At 62.3% G+C, this 20,166-nt stretch carries 15 protein-coding genes and 2 tRNA genes; 2 read left to right on the top strand and 15 right to left on the bottom strand.

Annotation, left to right across the window (positions count from 1 at the left end):
• Positions 1 to 10 precede the first annotated feature (10 nt).
• The 12 genes from HNQ39_RS14245 to HNQ39_RS14190 all read right to left on the bottom strand — a co-directional run bounded on the left by HNQ39_RS14245 (position 11) and on the right by HNQ39_RS14190 (position 12,802).
• Positions 11 to 913 (bottom strand): SCO family protein, encoded by a 903-nt coding sequence (locus HNQ39_RS14245; RefSeq protein WP_184197208.1) that lies wholly within the window; start codon positions 911 to 913, stop codon positions 11 to 13.
• Positions 913 to 1,392, bottom strand: coding sequence for a hypothetical protein (locus tag HNQ39_RS14240; RefSeq protein ID WP_184197205.1), 480 nt, complete (start codon positions 1,390 to 1,392; stop codon positions 913 to 915). Before HNQ39_RS14240 ends, HNQ39_RS14245 begins: the two co-directional genes overlap by 1 nt.
• A 2-nt stretch (positions 1,393 to 1,394) precedes the next feature.
• Positions 1,395 to 2,609: a hypothetical protein gene (locus HNQ39_RS14235; RefSeq protein ID WP_184197201.1), complete on the bottom strand. Its 1,215-nt coding sequence runs from the start codon at positions 2,607 to 2,609 to the stop codon at positions 1,395 to 1,397.
• The gene (locus HNQ39_RS14230) at positions 2,609 to 3,631 is read right to left on the bottom strand and encodes an OmpA family protein (RefSeq protein ID WP_184197199.1); all 1,023 of its coding nucleotides are present in this window, start codon (positions 3,629 to 3,631) and stop codon (positions 2,609 to 2,611) included. The genes HNQ39_RS14235 and HNQ39_RS14230 overlap by 1 nt, the downstream gene beginning before the upstream one ends.
• A gap of 8 nt (positions 3,632 to 3,639) precedes the next feature.
• Positions 3,640 to 4,215 (bottom strand): DUF3341 domain-containing protein, encoded by a 576-nt coding sequence (locus HNQ39_RS14225; RefSeq protein WP_184197196.1) that lies wholly within the window; start codon positions 4,213 to 4,215, stop codon positions 3,640 to 3,642.
• Positions 4,215 to 5,642: an NrfD/PsrC family molybdoenzyme membrane anchor subunit gene (gene nrfD, locus HNQ39_RS14220; protein WP_221290008.1), complete on the bottom strand. Its 1,428-nt coding sequence runs from the start codon at positions 5,640 to 5,642 to the stop codon at positions 4,215 to 4,217. Before nrfD ends, HNQ39_RS14225 begins: the two co-directional genes overlap by 1 nt.
• Entirely contained in the window at positions 5,643 to 8,855 is a 3,213-nt protein-coding gene (locus tag HNQ39_RS14215; protein ID WP_184197193.1) for a TAT-variant-translocated molybdopterin oxidoreductase, read from the bottom strand.
• An 8-nt stretch (positions 8,856 to 8,863) separates the two neighbouring features.
• The gene (locus HNQ39_RS14210; protein WP_184197190.1) at positions 8,864 to 9,619 is read right to left on the bottom strand and encodes a cytochrome c3 family protein; all 756 of its coding nucleotides are present in this window, start codon (positions 9,617 to 9,619) and stop codon (positions 8,864 to 8,866) included.
• Positions 9,620 to 9,747: 128 nt separating this feature from the next.
• The gene (locus HNQ39_RS14205) at positions 9,748 to 11,622 is read right to left on the bottom strand and encodes a heme o synthase (RefSeq protein ID WP_184197187.1); all 1,875 of its coding nucleotides are present in this window, start codon (positions 11,620 to 11,622) and stop codon (positions 9,748 to 9,750) included.
• A gap of 119 nt (positions 11,623 to 11,741) precedes the next feature.
• Entirely contained in the window at positions 11,742 to 12,551 is an 810-nt protein-coding gene (locus HNQ39_RS14200) for a prephenate dehydrogenase (protein WP_184197184.1), read from the bottom strand.
• 76 nt (positions 12,552 to 12,627) lie between these two features.
• Positions 12,628 to 12,708: transfer RNA gene (locus HNQ39_RS14195), tRNA-Tyr, on the bottom strand.
• A gap of 22 nt (positions 12,709 to 12,730) precedes the next feature.
• Positions 12,731 to 12,802 (bottom strand) — tRNA-Thr (locus HNQ39_RS14190).
• A 92-nt stretch (positions 12,803 to 12,894) separates the two neighbouring features.
• Between HNQ39_RS14190 and HNQ39_RS14185 the strand changes: the two genes are divergently transcribed.
• A complete protein-coding gene (locus tag HNQ39_RS14185) occupies positions 12,895 to 13,974 on the top strand; it encodes an acyltransferase family protein (protein WP_184197181.1) in 1,080 nt (359 codons plus the stop codon).
• Here HNQ39_RS14185 and HNQ39_RS14180 read toward each other — a convergent pair.
• Positions 13,944 to 15,395: a hypothetical protein gene (locus HNQ39_RS14180; RefSeq protein WP_184197178.1), complete on the bottom strand. Its 1,452-nt coding sequence runs from the start codon at positions 15,393 to 15,395 to the stop codon at positions 13,944 to 13,946. The genes HNQ39_RS14185 and HNQ39_RS14180 overlap by 31 nt on opposite strands.
• A 39-nt stretch (positions 15,396 to 15,434) precedes the next feature.
• Here HNQ39_RS14180 and HNQ39_RS14175 point away from each other — a divergent pair, with 39 nt between their 5' ends.
• Entirely contained in the window at positions 15,435 to 18,197 is a 2,763-nt protein-coding gene (locus HNQ39_RS14175) for an AfsR/SARP family transcriptional regulator (protein WP_184197175.1), read from the top strand.
• Here the strand turns inward: HNQ39_RS14175 and HNQ39_RS14170 are convergent.
• Positions 18,184 to 18,933, bottom strand: coding sequence for a LytR/AlgR family response regulator transcription factor (locus HNQ39_RS14170; RefSeq protein ID WP_184197172.1), 750 nt, complete (start codon positions 18,931 to 18,933; stop codon positions 18,184 to 18,186). The two genes, HNQ39_RS14175 and HNQ39_RS14170, sit on opposite strands and share 14 nt — an antisense overlap.
• Complete coding sequence (locus tag HNQ39_RS30580) at positions 18,930 to 20,165, bottom strand: histidine kinase (RefSeq protein WP_184197169.1); 1,236 nt, start codon at positions 20,163 to 20,165, stop codon at positions 18,930 to 18,932. Before HNQ39_RS30580 ends, HNQ39_RS14170 begins: the two co-directional genes overlap by 4 nt.
• Between the last annotated feature and the right edge of the window lies 1 nt (position 20,166).

Raw genomic sequence — 20,166 nt, 5'->3', positions numbered from 1 at the left:
CCATTGGTAATCAAGCCTCTCTGTCAGACGTCTTGTTCACGACGTCTCCTCCCGAAGTTCGGGTTAACTGTTGTTCCCGGGCCTCGCGCCGGAAGTTAATGATCATAAACGAGCCAAGTGCCAGAATTGTCACCACGCCCAGTACCTGGGTCAAGCGAAACGCAGCGAGCCCGTAGGTATTGCGCTGCGGATCGTAGTGGTAGCAAAACAGCAAAACCTTCTCCGCCAGACTCCCAATCCGTCCCTGACCCGCTTCTGTCAGCGAGAGTCGCACGTCCTTCGGTGAGTAGCTCACGCCAAAGTGATAGCGCGAGATCTTGCCCTTGGGAGTCGCAACAAAGGTCGCACTAGCATGGGCATACTGGTCAGTGCGCGCATCGTAGACATACTTGTAGCCTAGCGCATCGGCAACCGCCCGGATGTCTTTCTCGTCACCGGTCAGAAAGTGAAACGACTTCTCGGCCCCGGCTAGCCCTAGCTTACTCAAGTACTCTTGCTTCTTGGCCGCCGCGATCTCGGGGGTCTCTCGGGGGTTGATCGAGATCACCACAATCTCAAAATCACGGCCAATCTGGTAGCCCAGGCTCGGCTCGTGCATCACCGAGATCATCCCATCCACCATCATCGGACAGGTACCGGTACACTTAAAGAACGGCAAGACCATCCAGACAGGCTTCTTACCAAAGTACTCCTTGAGTGCCACCGTCCGCCCCAGCTCGTCGTGAAACTGTGCCTCCAGCGGAAGCTCGGCATCCAGGTTCTGGTTGATGGCGACATCTCGGGCAGCATTGATGCCCGTGTCAAAACGTGGACGGGAGCCCGCCGGTGCTTGCTGGGACTGGCCCTGTGCAAAGGCAGAGGGTGCCAGCACCCCCAGTGCCATCACCAGAGCGAGCAGACCACGACGAAACATTAGTGTTCGCCTCCGGCATGCTCTGCCTCGTGCTCACCCTCGGCCTCGGTAGGCTTGGCCTTGTGGTCTACCCCCGCATAGTCGCCGCTGCCCGGGAAGGACTTCCCTTCGGCATGCTCCGTATTGGTGGTAATCCCGGCGAGACCACGCGCAGCAAGTGCCTCTTTAGCCTTGTTCATCGCCTCGTGCTGTCGCTCCTCAGAGGCCTTAAAGACCTCCATATCGAGCTTAGGATCGGCCTGAACCTGGGGGAAAGGTGGCGTGCGCGGTGCCGTCACGAAGGCAGGAACCTGCTTCTCCAGCTTCTTCCAGTCCGGGGTAAAGAACGGATAGGCAAAGAACTGAATCGTCAGGATGGAGACCACGACAAAGGCGGAGAAGATCGACATCCAGAAGACAATCGCCTTCAGGTTAACATCGCGGTGATCGTAGCCGAGCTCCGGGATGGTTCCGTCATTGATATCATTTGAGCCATGCATGGTTAGTGTGCCTCCAGAGCAAGCTTGGTATCCTGCAGACGTGTGTCATGGAGTGGCAGGAGCTCGTTCTGCTTCAGGGTTCGGAAGAAGAAATAGAGCCAGACACCTCCCACAAACAGCAGGGCCGCAATATCGATCCAGACCGTGGAGAGCTGTGAGGGCCCCTTGAAGAAGGGAACCACCTGCCACCAGACGTCCAACATTCGGAAGCAGAAGATCCAGCCCGCAACCTTGATCAGAAGCTCAGGGGTGCGCTTGGCCTTGCCCGAGAGCAGCGCCAGAAACGGACCGAAGAACTGGAAGACAACGATGGCAGCGCCCACCCAGACCAGAGGTCCCTCGAAGCGCTGGACAAAGAAGATAATCTCCTCGGGCAGGTTCCCCGACCAGATGATCAGGAACTGGCTCAGGGTGAAGTACCCAAAGACCATCGTAAAGCCCAGCATCATGTTGCCCAAGTCTTTGGTAAGCGCCGGGTTTATCGCAGCCGCGTAGGGCCGATTCTTGCGCATCAACAGCGTCAGGAAGGTTCCAAAGGCGATCGCCATCAGGATTCCGGTCGCCATGTGCCACGCCCCATAGAGAGTGGAGAAGAACATGGGGTTGAGCGACATCAGCCAGTCGGTGAAGGCAAAGGTGAGCAAGATCACATGGATGACACCCATCGGGGGTGCAAAGCTTCGGCGTGCCTCCGCCAGGCTCTCGTCACGGCTGACATCCTGTGCCTTCGACGAAGCATTCAGGCGGCTGGTGGTCCAGATCCAGAAGACAAAGTAGATCACGGCCCGGATCACCCAAGCGATAGGGTTGAGCCACTGCTGCTTCTGAATGGGGAGCTTGGCCAGAAACGCAGGATCTGCCCAGGGGAAGATCGCATGGCTCCCGACGGTCGCTACCGCGATCGGGATAAAGAACACCCCGATGAGCGGAAGGTTTTTGTTGCCCGCCTCAAGCACCTTGAGGATCGAGAGGCTCCACTGGGAGCGGATCGTGTGGTGCAGGTAGGTCAGAGTCGCACAGCCCAGGGTCAGCGTGAGCCAGAAGATGAAGCCGTAGTGGTAGGCTCCCCAGAAGATCTTGTGCCCTGCACTGCCATCGGTCGCCATCCCTATGCCAAGGCCAACTGCCCCGGCCACGGCAAGGCCGACCGCAATATTGCTTAGCCGTGTGAGCGTAGGAAGCGCCGAGGGGGCTTCTGTTGTTTGATGATCACTCATTATTTTGCGCCTCCCTGTACCACCAGGGTAATGCGTCGGTTCTTTGCCCGGCCTTCGTCGGTGTTGTTGTCCCCGACCGGCTTGCTGGAGCCATAGCCCTTGGCCGTGAGCATCCCCACCGCCACTCCCTTGCTTGTCAGGAAATCACGCACCGCACGGGCACGCTGCTCGGAGAGGGCCTGATTGCTGGCCTCGTTCCCCTTGGAGTCGGTGTGTCCGCCCACCTCGACCTTGGATCCCGCATTCTTCTTGAGAATCTCGGCGACCGCGACCAGGAAGGTCTGGGCCTCAGGCTTTAGGGTCGCTTTCGCGGTGTCAAAGAGAACATCCCCCGAGAGCTTGCTCATTGCGGAGTCAAGGTCGGCCTGCTCCTGCATCAGCGCTTCCTCGGTAGGAGCCTTCGGCGCAGGAGTCGCAGGGGCTTTCTCAGCGGGCTTGGCAGGTGCCTCAGCCACGGCCTCAGGAAGGGCTCCCCCACCGGCAAGCTGCAGGGCACGAACGTAGGCAACCACGGCCCAGCGGTCGTTGTAGTCCTGAATCCGCGAGGCATAACCGTACATCGCGCCCTTCCCGTGGGTCAGGACATCGTAGAGATAGCCATCCTCCACTTTTTGCAGGCGGGGCTGGAGCAGGGTCGCGGGAAGCTTCTGCCAGAAGCCAAGGCCACGCTGGGCGATAAAGCCATTGCCATTGCCCGTGGTGCCGTGGCAGGGCGAGCAGTAGATCGTGTAGCGCTCTTGCCCCCGGTCCAGCATCGCCTTGGGACCACCAAAGCTCTGGACAGCCTCGGCGGGAAGCTGGGCGATAAACTTCGTCCCCTCTTTACCCGTCGTAAAGGCATCGTCGGTGCGGAGCCGTCCCCGAGCGATCGTCCCCTCCGGCACGGCGCGACTGGCCTGTCGGTCGGTGTAGAAATCGCTCTCGTAGTAGGCCTTCATCTTGGGCTGCTCCCACATATCGATGTGGCAACCGGAGAGCAGAGCGCTCCCCCCCAAGACTGTCAAGCCCAGCGCGTATCGCATGGTTGTTCTCACTGGCGCGCAACCTCCGCAACATTCAGGGCTCCCAGCCCATTCAGGAACGCTGCCGTCTCATTGGGTTCGTACTTCGGATCTTTGGTCTCAATGCACAGGAAGAACCGGTCCTGAGTTGCCCGGTCAAAGTTGGGCGCATTGAAGATAGGGTGGTGGTACCGCGGCAGGCCATTGAGCGCCCACTGCGAGATAAAAGTCGTCAAGCCCGTGCAGAGAACCGTGCACTCAAAGGTGACCGGGAGGAACTGAGGCCAGGTGTTGAGCGGCTTTCCCCCGACGTTCATCGGGTAGTCGATGACATTGATGAAGTACTGCAGCCCAAACCCAAGCATACAGCCCGTCAGTCCCCCAAAGAACGCCAGCCAAGGGAGGCGGTCGTCGGTGCCGTTGGGGAGTGCCTCTGCCAGTCCGTGGATCGGAAAGGGGGCGTAGGCATCGGTCTTGGAGTAGCCCGCTGCCGTGGCCCGCTTGACTGCTGCCAGCAGGTCATCGGGCGAGTCGAACTCCGCCACCATCCCAAAGATAGGGTTCTCTACCGGCCCATGATCGTGGCCGTGACCGTGTCCTGCCATTAGTGGGCCTCCTCCGCATGCGCTGCGTCATGCTCATGAGCCGTGTGGCCGAAGGTGTGGTGATTTTTATGCAACAGATCACGCATCTCAAAGATATTGATGAAGGGCAGTACCTTAATGAACATAAAGAGCAAGAAGGTAAAGAAGCCCATCGTCCCCAGGAAGAGTAGCCAGTCCCAGAGGGTCGGCGAGTAGTAGCCCCAGGAGCTTGTGATGAAGTCACGGGTGAGCGACATGGGGATAATGACGAAGCGCTCCAGCCACATCCCGATTCCAATCACGATGCTCGTCACAAAGAGGAAGGGAACGTTCTTGCGCAGCTTATGGCTCCAGAGCGCCTGCGGCCAGATCCCGTTGCAGAAGATCAGCGCCCAGTAGAACGGCGCGTACGGCCCTGCGATTCGGTGGTTGACCAGCGAGAGCTCGTAGACATTGCCCGAGTACCAGCCGTAGAACATCTCCAAGACATAGCCGTAGAAGACAATTAGGCCGGTCGCGAGGGTGATCTTGGCCATCCAGTCCAGGTGCTTCTCGGTGATAAAGTCCTTGAGGCCATACAGGGCGCGTAGCGGCAGACCAAAGGTCAGCACCATCGCAAATCCGGCAAAGACAGCTCCCGCAACAAAGTAGGGCGGGAAGATGGTCGTGTGCCAGCCCGGGACAATCCCCACGGCGAAGTCGAAGGAGACGATCGTGTGAACCGAGAGAACGAGCGGCGCGGAGATTCCTGCGAGGATATTAGTCGCCTGCTCGTAGCGGAACCAGTGCTTGGCACTTCCCCGCCAGCCCAGCGCAGCCGCCCCGTAGAGGACCTTGGCCCAAGTGCTCCGAGAGCGATCACGCAGGGTCGCAATGTCGGGCACGAGCCCCAGGAACCAGAAGAGAACCGAGATAGTGAAGTAGGTAGAGACGGCAAAGACGTCCCACTCCAAGGGTGAGCGGGTCTGTGGCCACATCCCTAGGACATTGGGATACGGGAAGAGCCAGTAGTCACACCAAGGACGACCGGTGTGCAGCAGCGGATAGAGACCCGCACACATCACCGCGAAGATCGTCATGGCCTCCGCAAAGCGGTTGATCGAGTTACGCCAAGACTGGCGCATCAGGAGCAGAATCGCGGAGATCAGTGTTCCGGCGTGGCCGATACCAATCCACCAGACAAAGTTGATAATGTCCCATGCCCAGCCGGTCGGCTGGTTGTTTCCCCAGATACCCGTTCCCCGCAGGATCAGCCAGGTGACCGCCATCAGCATGACATTGAGGCCCACAAAGCCACCTGCCGTCATGATGAACCAGATCAGCGGCGGCCGCGGGTTCAGTACAACTCGCGCGATGATGTCTGTAATAGACTCGTAGTCGTGCTCGTTGTCGATAAAGTTTTCGGGGATGAGCTGCGTGCGCTTGCCGCCCATCGGTTCCGTTGCCATCTAGTGCCCTCCCTCCGCCGCGCTCTCAGCACCCGGCTTCACCAGCGCGGGGTTGGGGTTCTTGATCTTAGCCAGGTACGTCGTCCGGGGCCGGGTATTGAGCTCGGCCAGGAGCGAGTAGTCGTGCGGCTGTTTCTTGAGCAGGCTTACCTTGCTCTTGGGGTTGTTGATATCACCAAAGACAATCGCCTGGGTCGGACAGACCTGCTGGCAGGCGGTTATGATCTCGCCATCCTGAATCTCGCGGCTCTCTTTCTTGGCCTCGATTCGGACCTCGTTGATGCGCTGGACACAGTAGGTACACTTCTCCATCACACCACGACCGCGCAGCGTCACATCCGGGTTGGGGAGCATCTTGAGCACGGGCTTCTCAAAGAAGTTCAGCGTGGTCGGTCCTCCCGCACCCTGGGTCCACTTCAGGAAGTTGAAGCGTCGCACCTTGTAAGGGCAGTTGTTGGAGCAGTAGCGGGTTCCCACACAGCGGTTGTAGACCATCTGGTTGAGGCCCTCATGGCTGTGCACGGTCGCGGCGACCGGACAGACCGGCTCACAAGGCGCCTTCTCACACTGCATACACGGGATCGGCATGAAGTGGCTCTCGACATTGACCAGGTCCGGCGACTCAAAGTAGTGGTCGATACGGATCCAGTGCATCTCGCGCCCTGCCGCTACCTGGTCTTTGCCCACTACCGGGATGTTGTTCTCCGCCTGGCAAGCGATCGTACAGGCGTTACAGCCGATACAGGTGGTCAGGTCGATACTCATCGCCCAGGCATTGAAGCCTGCACGTGAGTACTCCGGGTAGAGGGAGATTAGCCCCTCTTTATTGACCTCTGTCTTGACGGTCGGCTCTTCGGCGACGTACTTCCAGTGGTTTCGCCCAAGACCAAAGGCATCATCGGCAGGGATGGTCGGTAGGCTCGCCGCGTCAACGGTATGCTCCTCCCCATGCTCCTCATGTGGTGCCTCACCGGCGCGCTCTGGCTCCGGGTGGTGCTCCTCGTGCATGCGCCCCTTGGTGTCGATAAAGCGCTTCAGGCTTCCCGAGCGGACAATATCGCGGTTCTCGTGCTCATTGATATGAAGAGCCTCGGCGGCGGCATTGTCCACCTCAGAGCGCATCAGGTGGTGCGGTTGGGTGTAGGCCAGCGAGTAGTCCTCGTTGGTCGCCTTCACCGTAACCCCCGTGGCGTGGTTCAGGCTGGCGCTGGTGCGAAGCGGGTAGACATTGAAGCCCTGCTTCTCGCAGATCGGCCCACCCTGCGTGCGGCCGTAGCCCAGGTAGAGCGTGATGGTATCGTCGGGCTGGCCGGGCTGAACCCAGGCCGCGACCTTGATCTTCGCCTCGCCCAGGGAGACCTCGATCAGCTTCTTGCCCGAGTACTGCGCGATATTGACCGCATCGTTCTGGTGCTCGTCGGAGATCAGCCCCAGCTTCTTGGCGGTCTTGGGCGAGATCAGCGCGGCGTTGTCCCAGACAATCGTGGTCAGGGGCTTGGGCAGCTCCTGGAGCCAGGTATTGGTTGCATAGCGCCCGTCCCAGATCGTCGGATCCGGGCGGAAGTTGACCTCAAGCTCTGCGGAGGCGGGCGGCTCGGGCAGGGTTGCCAACAGGTTGGCGGCAGCGGTCACGGCCACCGCAGGGCTCGCCGAGTTGGCAATGACCCCATCGTGGACCGCCTTACGCCAGACATTCTCACTCAGCGACGCATAGTGCTGGCGCAGGAGCTCCATCCCCCCAAAGGGCTGGTCTACCAGAAGCGTCAGGACCTCGGAGGCAGTCTTGGTCTCGTAGAGCGGCTCCACCAGCGGCTGCTGTAGGCCAATCGTGCCATCGTGCGCCTTCAGATCGCCCCAAGACTCTAGGCCATGCGACTCGGGGAGGAACCAGTGCGAGACCTCCGCGGTCTCGTCGGCGTAGCGCCCTAGGTGCGCCCGAAGCGGACACTTCTCCGAGAGGTAGAGCTCGCGCAGCTTCAGCTCCGCCGGCGCATCGTAGACAGGGTTGCCACCGAGGGTCAGTAGGAAGGTCACCTTGCCCTCAGCCAGATCGCTCGCGAGCTGCTTGAGCTCAACAAGCGAGTCCTGAACCTTGGCCTCGATAGGCGCATGGTAGGTCACTCCCTTACCGATTGCCCCAATGGCTGCGTTCAGAGCGTGCGCGATCGCATGAACCCCGGGGGTCTGCTCATCGCCCGGAATCACCACACCGCCTGCCTTGAGATCGTCGGCAAGGGCGCTGATAAAGGCCTCATCGACACCTGCGGGAAGCGGTGCAGCTCCCGCGCCGGTGACCTTGGCGTAGAGGGCACGCACGAAGCGCTCGATATCGGTGGGCTTGAGTGCCAGACGGTGGTCCGACGATGCCCCGGTGATGGAGTAGCTGCTCTCGATCGTGTAGAGGCGGTTCATCTCCGTGCTGCCCTCACGGACACGGCGTCCGTTGGCAAACTCACGGGCGTAGCGCACGGCACCGGGCAGGGTCAGCAGGAAGTCTGCATCCACAGAGAGGACGGTCTTGGCGGCCTCAAGGTGGTAGACAGGGCTGAGGGGCTTACCGAAGACCAGCTGGGTCCCTTGGCGGACATTGCTCTGGGAGAGCGGCTCCCACTGAATCCACTTGGCGCTGGGGTACTTGCTGAGGAACTTCCCGATCTGGGCCGCGTAGGTGGGGCTGACGATGGTCGAGGTAACCAGGCGAATCCCTGCCCCCCCGCTACCAGCCTCTTTCTTGAGCAGAGGCCGCGCGGTCGCGAAGAACTGGTCCCAGTTGCGGATCTCGCCCCGCTCGACAACCGACTGCGCCCGCTCCGGGTCGTAGAGGCTGAGGAGCTCGGACTGGGTCCAGGCATCGGTTGCACCTAGGCTGGATGGGTGCTCGGGGTTGCCCTCGATCTTGACGGGCCGCCCTTCGTAGGAGCGCACCAGCACCCCGATTCCGAGCCCGCGGCTCTCCAGGGTGGTGGCGTAGTAGACCGACTGGCCCGGAACCTGCTGCTCGGGAGCGCGGACATAGGGCACCGACTTCACGTGGGGCATGATGCGGCAGCCCGAGAGGCCTGCCAGCGCCATTCCCGCTCCGGTGAGCTTTAGAAAGTCGCGCCGATCCAGATCCAGCAGCGTCGCGCGGCCGGGAAACTCATCGTCAACCCACTGCGCATACTCTTGCGTCTCCGCCAGTTCGGCGTAGGATTTCCACTGTTTGGTCTTCATAGTGTTCTTTAGTGATGGCAGACGGCGCAGTCCGAGAGCTGCTCCACCTTAATGTTGTATTCCTTGACGAGCTTCTTGCCTTCTTCAAGCTCCTTGCCCGTGCGTACATACTGGTCCCCGACCATCAACGACTGCTCTTCTTCCGTCAGCCCTGCAATGGTCTCATGTCCCTCGCCCTTGGTGCCGGTCTTGGTCTTGCGGATCTTCTCGTAGAGGCCAAAGACAAACTCGGGCTTGTTGACATACTTCTCCGGGTGACGGTGGCAGTCAAGACACCAGGTCATCTGGAAAGGACGGCTCTTGTAGGCCATCTGCATTGCCTGCACGGGGCCGTGACAGTTGTTACAGTTGACCCCACGCTTGACATGGATCGAGTGGTTGAAGTAGACAAACTCCGGCACCTTGTTGAGGGTGATCCACTTGAGCGGGACGTTCTTGTCGTAGCTCTCACGCACGGGCTCCAGCAGGGGGCTGTTGGACCAGACCTGTGAGTGGCAAGACATACAGGTGTGGGTGGCGGGGTAGCCAGCCTTGGCGGATTTCTCCACCGACGTGTGACAGTAGCGACAGTCCAGTCCGAGCTCGGTGACGTGGTGCTCGTGCGAGAAGGGCACCGGCTGCTCGTAGGGGATCCCCACCTTGGTGACGTAGGCGGAGCGGGTAAATTGCGATATGGTGATCATGATGACCAGCGGAGACGCTGCAAGGCCCATGATGGCCGTCTTACCGATCACATTGCTGCTAGGTCCGAAGATATTTGGCATGGATACTCAGTCCCGACCGGCCAGAGTCGCCGGCATAACTGCGAGGCATAAAAAGCCCGCCACTTTGTACACTATTTCACGAATTTCAGCAAGACCATTTCGAGCCATTAGTTTTACGTTTCTTAACCTCATCCAAAGCGGGCATCTACCGCCAGCGCCAGGAAGAGCAGAGCGAGGTAGAGCATAGAATACTTATATGCCTTGAGGGCAGAGAGCCGGTCCGTCCCACGACGAAGCTTCCAGCTCTGCTGCACCAGCATCGCGCCCAGAGCCACGGCAGGAATCGCGTAGAGCGCTCCCGCAAGGCCTTGGACAACAGGAAGGAGCGAGACCCCCACCGTGATCACCGCATAGAGGATGATCTGGGTGACTGTCTTCTTATCCCCCACGACCGCGGGGAGCATGGGCACCCCGACCGCGGCGTACTGGTCCTTGATCAAGAGTGCGAGCGCCCAGAAGTGCGCCGGGGTCCAGACAAAGATGATCGCAAAGAGGTACCAGGCCAGGGAGCCCTTCAGGTCCCCTGTTACCGCGGCCCAGCCCACGAGGGGCGGGAAGCAGCCCGCAGCGCCCCCAATGACGATATTTTGCACCGTGCGGCGCTTGAGCAGGAGCGTGTAGACCACGACATAGAACACGAGGCCGCAGAGGCTCAGCATCGCGGCCAGCAGGTTCGCCCCCAACCAGAGGGTGGTGAAGGAGACAAAGGCCATGATGAGTGCAAAGCCAAGCGCCTTGCCTGCCGGAATGGTCGCGGTGACCGTCGGGCGCTTGGCCGTGCGGGTCATCTTGGCATCGATATCCCGGTCGATCACCATGTTGAAGGCATTGGCAGCCCCCGCGGAGCAGTACCCTCCCACAAAGAGCACGACAAATAGGCTCAGGCCCGGCCAGCCGTGCGCCGCGACAAAGGCCGCAGTCAGGGTGGTAAAGAGGAGCAGGGAGATCACCCGGGGCTTGGTAAGGTCGCGGTAGTCACGCCAGGTCGGGTGAGCGTTGTCCACCCGTGCAGCAACCGTCGTCTCGGGAGCATCTTTGCCCGGAGAGAAGATGATGTCCTCGACCCGCACGGCACCATCCACACTGGCCGAGTAGGCAAGCAGCACCAGCGCCACCCAGACAAAGTCGGCAAACATCAGGTGGATCACCTGCATCGCAACCGGGGCACGGAGCCAGACATTGGTCAGGCCGATCAGGATCTCGGCCAGGAAGAGCCAGCCCAGCATCCCACCCCAGCGCCGGGAGTCCGACGACGGCCGCAGGTGCGCGACCAGCCCGGCGATCAGGAGCAGATACAGCCCCACCGAGCCGGCGATATACGGGTGCCAGATACGTAGCTTCAGCAAGAATGGCGCGTTGGCCTGCTCCGCCAGCCGCATCACGTCCTCGTGGCTCTTCGCCGGAAAGAGGGTATCCCCCAGAGCCGTGATCGCCCCCGAGATTCCCAGTACCAGCATCGCCAGAAACGCCAGCGCCAGCGCCCCGCTCACCGAGCCTTGGGACAAGAGCCGAACCCGCCCACGGCCCGCAGCATACCAAGCCGTGAGGGCCAGCGCTGCCAGTAAGAAAAATGTCGTGCAGAGATGGACCGACATCGCCACGGCACGCCCCACCGATGCATCGTTGGCGACATACCCCCGCTTGACCAGGACCGCCCCGAGCAAGGCCTCCGCGATGGTCAAGAGGGCGGCTACCGGAGCAGCACGCCGCACACTGTGCCCCTTGGGATAGAGCCGAAACGCCCCGATCAGCAACCCCAGCACCAAGAAACCATCGAGCCCGGAGACCGCGCGGTGGGTGTACTCAATGATGGTGTGCAGGGTGGGCGCAACGGGAATCACCACCCCCTGACAGGTCGGCCAGTGCTGACCACAGCCCGCCCCAGACCCGGTCGCCCGGACAACCGTCCCCACAAGGATAACCAGGAGGTTAAACAGCAAAACCCCCCACGCATACGTCGCGTAGGGAGCATTTTTTCGGGGCTGGCTTAGGTTGGTATCCATTCTTTCGAAGAATATAATACCGCATGGTTTGGGCCATCCCCCTTTTGACAGAGCCGAGTTCGTGAAAAAAATCACGAATTTTTCCGGGCTTATAAATCAGAAACACTTATAACTAAAATCTAGCTACGCCAGCCCTTGCGCAGCAGAGCCTCCAGCGCCGCCGCATCGCCCGCATCCAGCGCCTTCAGCATCGCATCTAGCTCGCCGATACAGCGGTCCAGCGCATCCCCCAGGGGCTTGCGGTTCATCAGGCAGATCTCCCGCCAGAGCTCGGGGTCGCTGCTGGCCACTCGGAGCGCGTCTTTGAGCGATGCTCCCTCCAGCTTGGGGCTCTCCCCCACGGTCGCCGAGAGCGCGTAGGCGATGAGGTGCGGCAGGTGACTCGTGGCCGCGACAGTCGTGTCGTGCTCCTCAGGGGTCATCGTCACCGCCTTGGCCCCCAAGCCCTCCACGAGCTTCTTGACCCGCTCCACCGCCTCGGGCCGTGTGGAGGAGTCCGGGGTCAGTGCCCAGCTCGCCCCCTCAAAGAGATCGGCGCGGGCAAACTCCATCCCGCCACGCTCTCCACCCGCCATCGGGTGCCCCGGGACAAACGCGCCGTTCAGAACCCGCCCCGCGGTGGTGATCGCCCCTTTCACGGAGCCCACATCGGTCACGACTGCCTTCTCGGAGAGAGAGGGAGCCAGGCGCGCCAGCTCGGTGAGGATGGCATTGACCGGGCAGGCCAAGACAATCAAGTCCGCCCCCGCGATCCCGATTCCCAACATGTCGGTGCACTTCTCCACCGCCCGGCGCGTCGTCGCTTCCGCACGTGTGTGGGGGTTGGTCTCGACCCCTACAACCTCTTTGGCTAGCTTGCGCTCCCGCGCCGCCAGCCCAATCGAGCCGCCGAGCAGCCCTACTCCGACAATAGCAATTTTCTGAAACATAGCTTTTCTACATTCTGGCAGGAAATCACAAAAAAAATAAGGGCACTGCATAGTGCAGCGCCCTTATTTTTTTAGATGGGCCGAGCAGGATTCGAACCTGCGTAGCTCACGCGACGATTTTACAGACCGCCTCCTTTAACCACTCGGACATCGACCCACGCTGTCCATTCCCAAACCGAAGCCGACGACAGGACTCGAACCCGCGACCCGCTGTTTACAAAACAGCCGCTCTACCACTGAGCTACATCGGCAAGCTCGCCCCCGCCAAGACGGCGACGCGGGTTGAATATTATCACGCTTCCCTAACCCCCGCAAGGACTTTTCGCGTATACTTGAGAGAATTGTGAGAGCTTACTTTCCCCACCTCGATGGCCTGCGCGGGCTCGCCGCACTCTATGTCGTGCTGCACCACGCCTTTCTCCTGTGCGCGCAGACCTTCCCTATCCGTGCTAAGAACAACCTGACCGATAGCCTACTCTACGGGCATCTGGCGGTCGATGTCTTTATCGTACTCTCGGGGTTCTGCCTGGCGCTCCCGGAAAAAGCCCGTCCCGCCCGTGAGTTCTATCTCAAGCGTGCCAAGCGCATCCTCCCCGCCTACTTTGCCGTCTTGGTGGCGTCGGTGGCGCACACGCTCTTCTGGAACGGAGGGCCGCTGGATCTGCGCGCGCTCGTGCTCCATGGGCTGCTCCTGCAAGATGTCTTCCCCGAGACCATTGTCGCCTTCAACCAGCCGCTCTGGAGCGTCGCGGTGGAGTGGAAGATCTACTTTCTCTTTCCTGTGCTTCTCTGGCTCCTTGACAAGCCACGTGCCACGGCGCTGGTGCTGGTCGCCACCACGGTTATTGGCTACGGCCTGACACGTGCCTTGATGCTCTCGGGGAAGAGCCTCGCGGAGCTGGAGCACACCTGCCCCTGGTATGTCCTTCTCTTTGGGATGGGAGTCTGCGCGGGCTGGCTCACCTCGCGCTGGGACGGTGAAAACAAGCGGCTTATGGTCGTGGTGCTCGCGCTGCTCTCCGGGGTCTTCCTAGTGGGTCTACTCTTTATCTTCCCGATGGAGCACGCGGAGGCCGATCTCGCCCGCGCCTTTCCGATAATCGACCCCGTGATGGGTGCCTTGACCGCGGCGTGTCTGGCGCTCTGGCACCACAAGCCGCCTAAACTGCTGACCCTGCGCCCGGTGGTGTTCTGTGGGACGATCGCCTACTCGGTCTATCTGATCCACTTCCCGGTTCTGGAGATGCTCGCCAAGAAAGTGGTCAAGCCGCTCCTGCCTGCCGCGTCGCAGGAGCTCCAAGCGCTTGCCCTTGTCGGGCTGGGCCTACCGTTGGTTCTCGGAGCGGCTTGGGTCTCGTGGCGGCTCCTGGAGCGGCCGTTTCTTGGCAAGCGTCAGCCTTCGTCGGTGTCGGAGACGATATAGGCGCGGCCGGAGCCAGCGGGGGCGATCTTCTGCCACTTCTTCTGGGTCGGGTTGCCTGCGTAGAACTGGCGCACGAGGCTAGTCGTGTGCAGGCTCGCCAGAAAGAGCGCCAGTGCGGCGACTCCCCCGACAGCCAGCTTGGCGCTTGCCGGCAGCTTTCGGGTGATTGCCTCCAGCGCCGTCAGAAGGAAGAGTACCAAGAGCGGCGCGGCGGCGGTGAAGTAGCGCCCCGCCGACTGCAAGACGTTCCAGTCCACAAAGAGCATCTGCTGAAAGACCACGGCGATCAGAAAGAGTAGCGCTCCCCCTGCCGCCCAGAGCGCTGCCCGCACCACGGGGTCGCTCGGGGCGAGCTTGCGGCGCACCTGGGAAGCGTTCCAGAAAAGGGTCAGCCCGACCACCAGATCGCACAGAAGCAAGTACGCCGCGTTGAGCACCATGCCATCAAAGCTCCCCGGAAGCAGCCCCCCGATCAGCCAGAACGGGGTCCAGCCGGTCGCGGCCCAGAAGAGCACGGTGATGAGGGGTGTGAACTGGGTCGGGGAGCCGGGGGGGCGAATCCCCGCCCCGAAGAACTCGCCCAGTGTCGCGCCATTGGCTAGAAGCGGGTTGTCAAAGGGCCGGACAAGCGGCTTGCCGTAGTTGCCCATGTTGGTGGCGAGCCAGGGAACCTGCATCACCAGCGCCAGGCCCAGCGCAAAAACAAGAGGCCGGAGTGCCCTTTTCTTGAAGACCATTCCCAGCAGCACCACGAGCGCAAAACACCAGATCACCGCGGTCAGCCGGGTCTGGAGCGCCGAGCCGAGCAAGAAGCCCAAGTAGAGCGCCTGCTGAGCACTGGGGAGCCGCGCCTCGCGGCAGTAGCGCACCGCGAGAAGCCACGCCCACGCCCCCAGCGCCAGCGCCAGCGGCTCGTTGGAGACATGGCCCACAAGATGCCCAAAGATCGGCACAAAGGCCATCAGCGGCGCGGCACACAGCGCGACCAGCTTGCTCTCGGGGAAGAGAAGGCGAGCCGCCTTTGCCGCCAGCGCGATGGCAGTTGCCCCAAGCAGCGCGCAGAGCCCCCGCCAGAGGGTCCAGAAGAGCACTCCTTGTCCCGCAAAGAGCTTCCAGAGCGGAACGGAGAGCAGGAAAAACAGCGATGGGTGCTGGGCCTGGTAGCAGACAAACTCATCGGGGCTCTTGCGCTGCTCCAGGGTGGGGCGCGGCGCGACCCCGCGCTCTGCTAGCGAGCGGACATAGATCAAGTACTCTTTTTCATCAGGGCCGATTCCCGCCAGCACGGGAGCGCTCCGCTGCATCTGGGGCACCGAGTCGGGGAGGTAGAACTCTTGGACGGGCGTGCCAGCAAGGTAGGTCCAGGAGAGAAAAAAGTAGAGCAAGAGGGTGCCAAGCAAGCTCGCACGGGCCAGGTTCATGGAGTCTGATTCGCCGCTATCCGATATAATCCCTTTTCAATGGCAATGTGGCGACTATTCCTGCTCGGTGGCTTTCGACTGGAGCGCCCCGGCGAGACCATCACACGGCTCCGCACGCAAAAGACAGTCGCGCTTCTGGCCTGGCTCGCGCTACATCCCCACCGCGAACACGGGCGTGAGGAGCTGATCGAGCGCTTCTGGCCCGAGAGCGAGCTAGAGCAGGGCCGCGCCAGCCTGCGGGTCGCGCTGAACGCCCTCCGCAAGGCCCTAGAGCCGCCGCCCACCCCCGCCGACACGGTGCTCATCACCACCCGCACCCACATCAAGCTCCGCCCCGAGGCCCTCACCACCGATGTCGCCGCTGTCGAGGCCGCCCTCAAGCGCAAGGACCTCCCCGAGGCGCAGCGCCTCTACACCGGCCCGTTTCTCCCGGGCTACTACGACGAGTGGATATTAGAGGAGCAGGCGCGGCTGGAGGCGGCCTTGAGTGCCATCTCTCCCGGGCCATCTCCCCGCGCCTTAGAGCGCTCCCCCTCTTCCCTGGATCGCTCGTCCCTCGCTAGGAAGAGGGGCATTCCAGACAGTCCCTCTTCCCGCGACGAAGGAGCAATAGGGGAAGAGGGAAGCCGTCTCAGCGGCAGGGAGATGGCCGACAGGAACCTGCCCCCGACCAACCTTCCGCTTACCCTTACCCGGTTCTTTGGGCGCGAGGGAGAGCGGGAGCGCCTGACCACGCTCCTCACCGACCCGACCTTGCGTGTGGTTACCCTCACCGGCCCGGGCGGGACCGGCAAGACACGCCTTGCGATCGAGACGGGGCGCAGCCTTCAGGAGCGCTTTGTCGGGGGGGTCTGGTTTGTCCCCCTGGCGGAGACACGGGATGCGGGGCGGCTACGCGAGGGCCTGCGCGATGCCTTGGAGCTTCCCCGCACGGGGGCCGCACTCGATGCTATCCAAGAGCGGCTCGGGGCGCAGCCGACACTTGTGATCCTGGACAACCTGGAGCAGCTGGTCGATGACGCCGCCTTGGAGCTTCCCGTGCTCCTAGCACAGCTCCCCTTTGCCCGGTTTCTGGTAACCTCCCGCATTCGCCTGGGACTGCCTGGTGAGCATGTCTTCCCCATCGCCGCCCTCCCGCTCCCCCCGCCCACCGCGGCACTGGAGCAGCTGGCGAGCAATGCAGCCCTTGCCCTCTTCTGTGACCGTGCCCGCGCCGCACTCCCGGAGTTTGGGCTGACCGCTCGCAATGCCTCGGCGCTGGCTACCCTCTGCCGCCAGCTGGAAGGAGTTCCTCTTGCCCTGGAGCTGGCGGCGAGCTGGGCGGGACAGCTCACGCCGCGGCAGATGCAGGAGCGCTTCACGGCGGCGCTGGCGCTGGAGGGCCGCCGCCTCGACCGCGAGGCACGCCACCTCTCGGTGCGCGCCGCCCTTCGCTGGAGCCTGGAGCTTCTCCCCAATGAGCTCGCGGCCCTCTTTGCCGAGCTCTCGGTCTTTCGAGGAGGATTTACGCTCCCCGCTGCGGAGCTTGTCTGCGAGGCGGCGGTGACCAGCTTTGCCCTCGGTCGCCTGCGGGAGCACTCCCTGCTCCTTGCGGACCTTACCGGCGAGGTCCCCCGTTTCTCGATGCTGGAGAGTGTCCGTGAGTTCGCCGCCGAGTGCCTGGGCGAGAGCACCCCACGGCTTCGTCGCCGCCACGCCGATTGGCTCCTAGGGATCGAGCAAGAGAGTACCGCCGAGACCCTCGCCGAGCGCGAGAATAGCGAGGCAGCCCTAGCCTTTCTCGAAGAAGAGAGCCCCGACGATGCCCTGCGCTTGGTGGCACAGAGTGTCCGGCGCTGGTTCCATGCAGGCCTGCTCGACTCAGGGATCGTCCTTCTGGAGCGGGTACTGACGCACTTCCCGGGCGATCCCCCCTCTCTCTCGATGCGGCTCGCTCTCTCCGGCCTGGCATCGCTCTACTTCTATAAAGGCCACATGCCCCAGGCGCGCCACTACTTCGAGCGCTGCGCCGCCGTCGCCGAGTTACTGGGAGACCAGGCCGCGCTGGGGGAGGCGCAGCGCAACCTGGGGACACTCGCTGTCGCGGAGGGGGACTATGCCGCCGCAAAGACAGCACTCGGAGGGGCGCTCCAGAGCCTCGTGCCTCCCCGTCCCCCTCTGATCGAGGTTCTGCTTCGCACCAACCTAGGGATCACCCACTACGCCCTGGGAGAGCTCCTGGAGGCACGAGAGCACTTTACTGCGGGAGTGGCAGCCAGTGAGGGCCTCCCGGAGGTGCGCTGGGCCGTCAATAGCTGGCATGGGCTCGGCGCGGTCGCAACCGAGCTGGGGGAGCGTGCCGAGTCGGAGCGCTGCCACCGACAGGCACTCGCCTTGAGCCAGCAGACAGGTGAGCCCCTCATGCTCGGCGATAGCCTCAGCCTTGTGGCGACCTGCTGCATGGAGTCCGGTGCGATTGCGGAGGCGGCCCGGTTTCTCTTGGAGGCGGCCGAGGTGCTCTTGCCCTGCCACGCCCACGATATGGACCGCCGGCTTGGGGACGAAGCCGCGCGCCTTCTTCTCCGCAACAACCAGCCCGAGGAGGCCGTCCCCCTCCTTAGTTTCGCACAGCAGCTTATCGACCAGCACCAGATCCATCTCTTCGAGGCTGCCCATCGGGATCGTGAGAAGGTCCGCCAGCAGCTAGAAGCGTGTCTTGCTCCTGCACGCCTCCTGCAGCTCGGGGAAGCGGGGAAGGCACTCACGCGAGCGGAGTTCTTTGCCCTACTCACAGCAACCCTGCAGCCTCTTAGCGTGGCGTGATTCCTAGGCGCTTCTGGAGTAGGGAGAAGCGCGTGCGGCTAACCGGGAGCTGCTGCCCCCCCGTCAGCCGCACCCCGTAGGCATGGTTCCCCAGGTAGAGGAGCTCCTCGACACGCTCCAGGTTCACGAGACAGGAATCATGGATACGGAGAAATAGCTCAGCGGGGAGCAGACGCTCTAGCTGACTGAGTGTGTAGTAGGTGCGGTACTCTCCCTCCGCCGTCTGGACCACCACACGCTTCTCCTGGGCCAGTGCATAGCGAATGTCTTCCACACGGGGCAAGAGAACCGAGTAGTCCTGACGGATCGGGAGCCGCTTGAGGGGTGTCAGCGGAAGCTCCGCCTCCGGGGGATCCTCTCGTTCTAGGTGACCGACGTGGCTGAGCTGCTCCTGGGCACGGGCGAGGGTCTGGGCGAGCCGCGCCGCAGCAACGGGCTTGACCAGGTAGTCCAGAGCAGCGTGCTCAAAAGCGGTCACCGCGTGCTCCGAGTAGCCCGTGACAAAGACCAGCAAGACACCTGGGGAGGTCTGGCGTAACGCTGCGGCGAGCTGGAGCCCGGTGAGGCCCGGCATCTGAATGTCCAAGAAGAGAAGCTCGGGCTGGAGGTCCTCGTTGAGCAAGAGAGCCTGGGTCGCGCTCTCGGCCTCCGCAACGACTGTCACCCCCTGCTCTTCCAGGAGCTGCCGGAGGTAGGCACGTGCCAGCGGCTCGTCATCGACAACGAGTGCTCTCATTGCCTCACTTCCCCCTTCTCTCCCTGCCTCTCTCCTCGGGGGACTCCAAAGACAACCCAGGTCCCCTGTCCCGCCCGGGAAAAGACCCGCAGGCGCGCTCCCCGTCCCCAGAGCAGAACAAGACGCTCACTGGCCAGAGGGATCCCATGTGGGTGCTCGTTCTCCTTCGCCTGTCCCCTGCTCCGTGCCCGCAGGAGGACCTCGGGCTCCATCCCCACTCCGGTATCCCCAATCGAGACCAGCACGCGTTTTTTTTGTGCCCGGACGACAAGCGTGAGTACGGCAGGCTCGACATCGGGGCTGATCCCATGCAAGATTGCGTTCTCGACCAGTGTCTGCACCGCAAACGGAGGAACCAGCACCCCCAGACAGCTTGGGTCGAGGGTACGGACGATGCTCAGACGGGTGCCCAGTCGGAGCGCCTCCAGCTCTAAGTAGCCCGAGACCGCCTCCAGCTCTTCGCCGAGGGGGACGAGGTTGCGTGGTGAGCTCTCTAGGGCACGGCGCATGAGCTGCCCCAGAAGAATAATGGCCTTCTCCGCCTGGGACGGTGCCAGCCGACAGAGCGCGGCAATCGACGTGAGGGCATTGAAGAGAAAGTGCGGGTGCACCCGTGCCTGGAGTGCGGCCAGCTGCGCCTCCGCCAAGCGGGTTCGTCCGCGTTCCACCTCGACACGAAGCTCCTCCGCCCGCTGACGGGCCTGGGCATCGCTAAAGACCATCTGGAGGAGTAAGGCCCCCAAGCCATTGGCACCAATCTTTAAGAAGGCCAGCGACGGTGAAAACAAGATCTCACTCTGGCGGTGGAGCAGGCTTCGCGCCAGAATCGCCCCCGTCTCCGCCAGGGTGATGGCGAGAAAGCACGCGAGGCTCGTGCGGCGCTCGGGGAGAGTACGCCGCACCACTAGCCCCGCCCCCAGGCTCATTCCCAGCGCCAGCCAGGTGCGCATCAGCGCCTGCTCATGAAGAAAGAGTGGTGCCCCCACCCCGACGATCAGCGCTGCAATCGCCCCCACCCGCACCCCAAAACGCAGGGCGGCAAAGGTGATGATCAGCGTGTAGGTATCGTAGGGCGAGCGCTCGCGGGAGAGCCAGAGCTCTACCAGCCCCACCGCACCAAAGATCGCACCGAGCCAGCCGATTGCCTCAAGCCGCTGCCGTGTCAAGAGATAGGCAAAGACCACGATGACACAGGTGCTCTTTAGAAAATCGTCCAGTGTCTCGGGGTTCACA

Origin of the sequence: Armatimonas rosea (genome assembly GCF_014202505.1) — a bacterium.
Classification (GTDB): Bacteria; Armatimonadota; Armatimonadia; order Armatimonadales; family Armatimonadaceae; genus Armatimonas; species Armatimonas rosea.
Note: the sequence above shows the minus strand (reverse complement) of the source record. Positions and strands in the feature narration are given on the sequence as shown.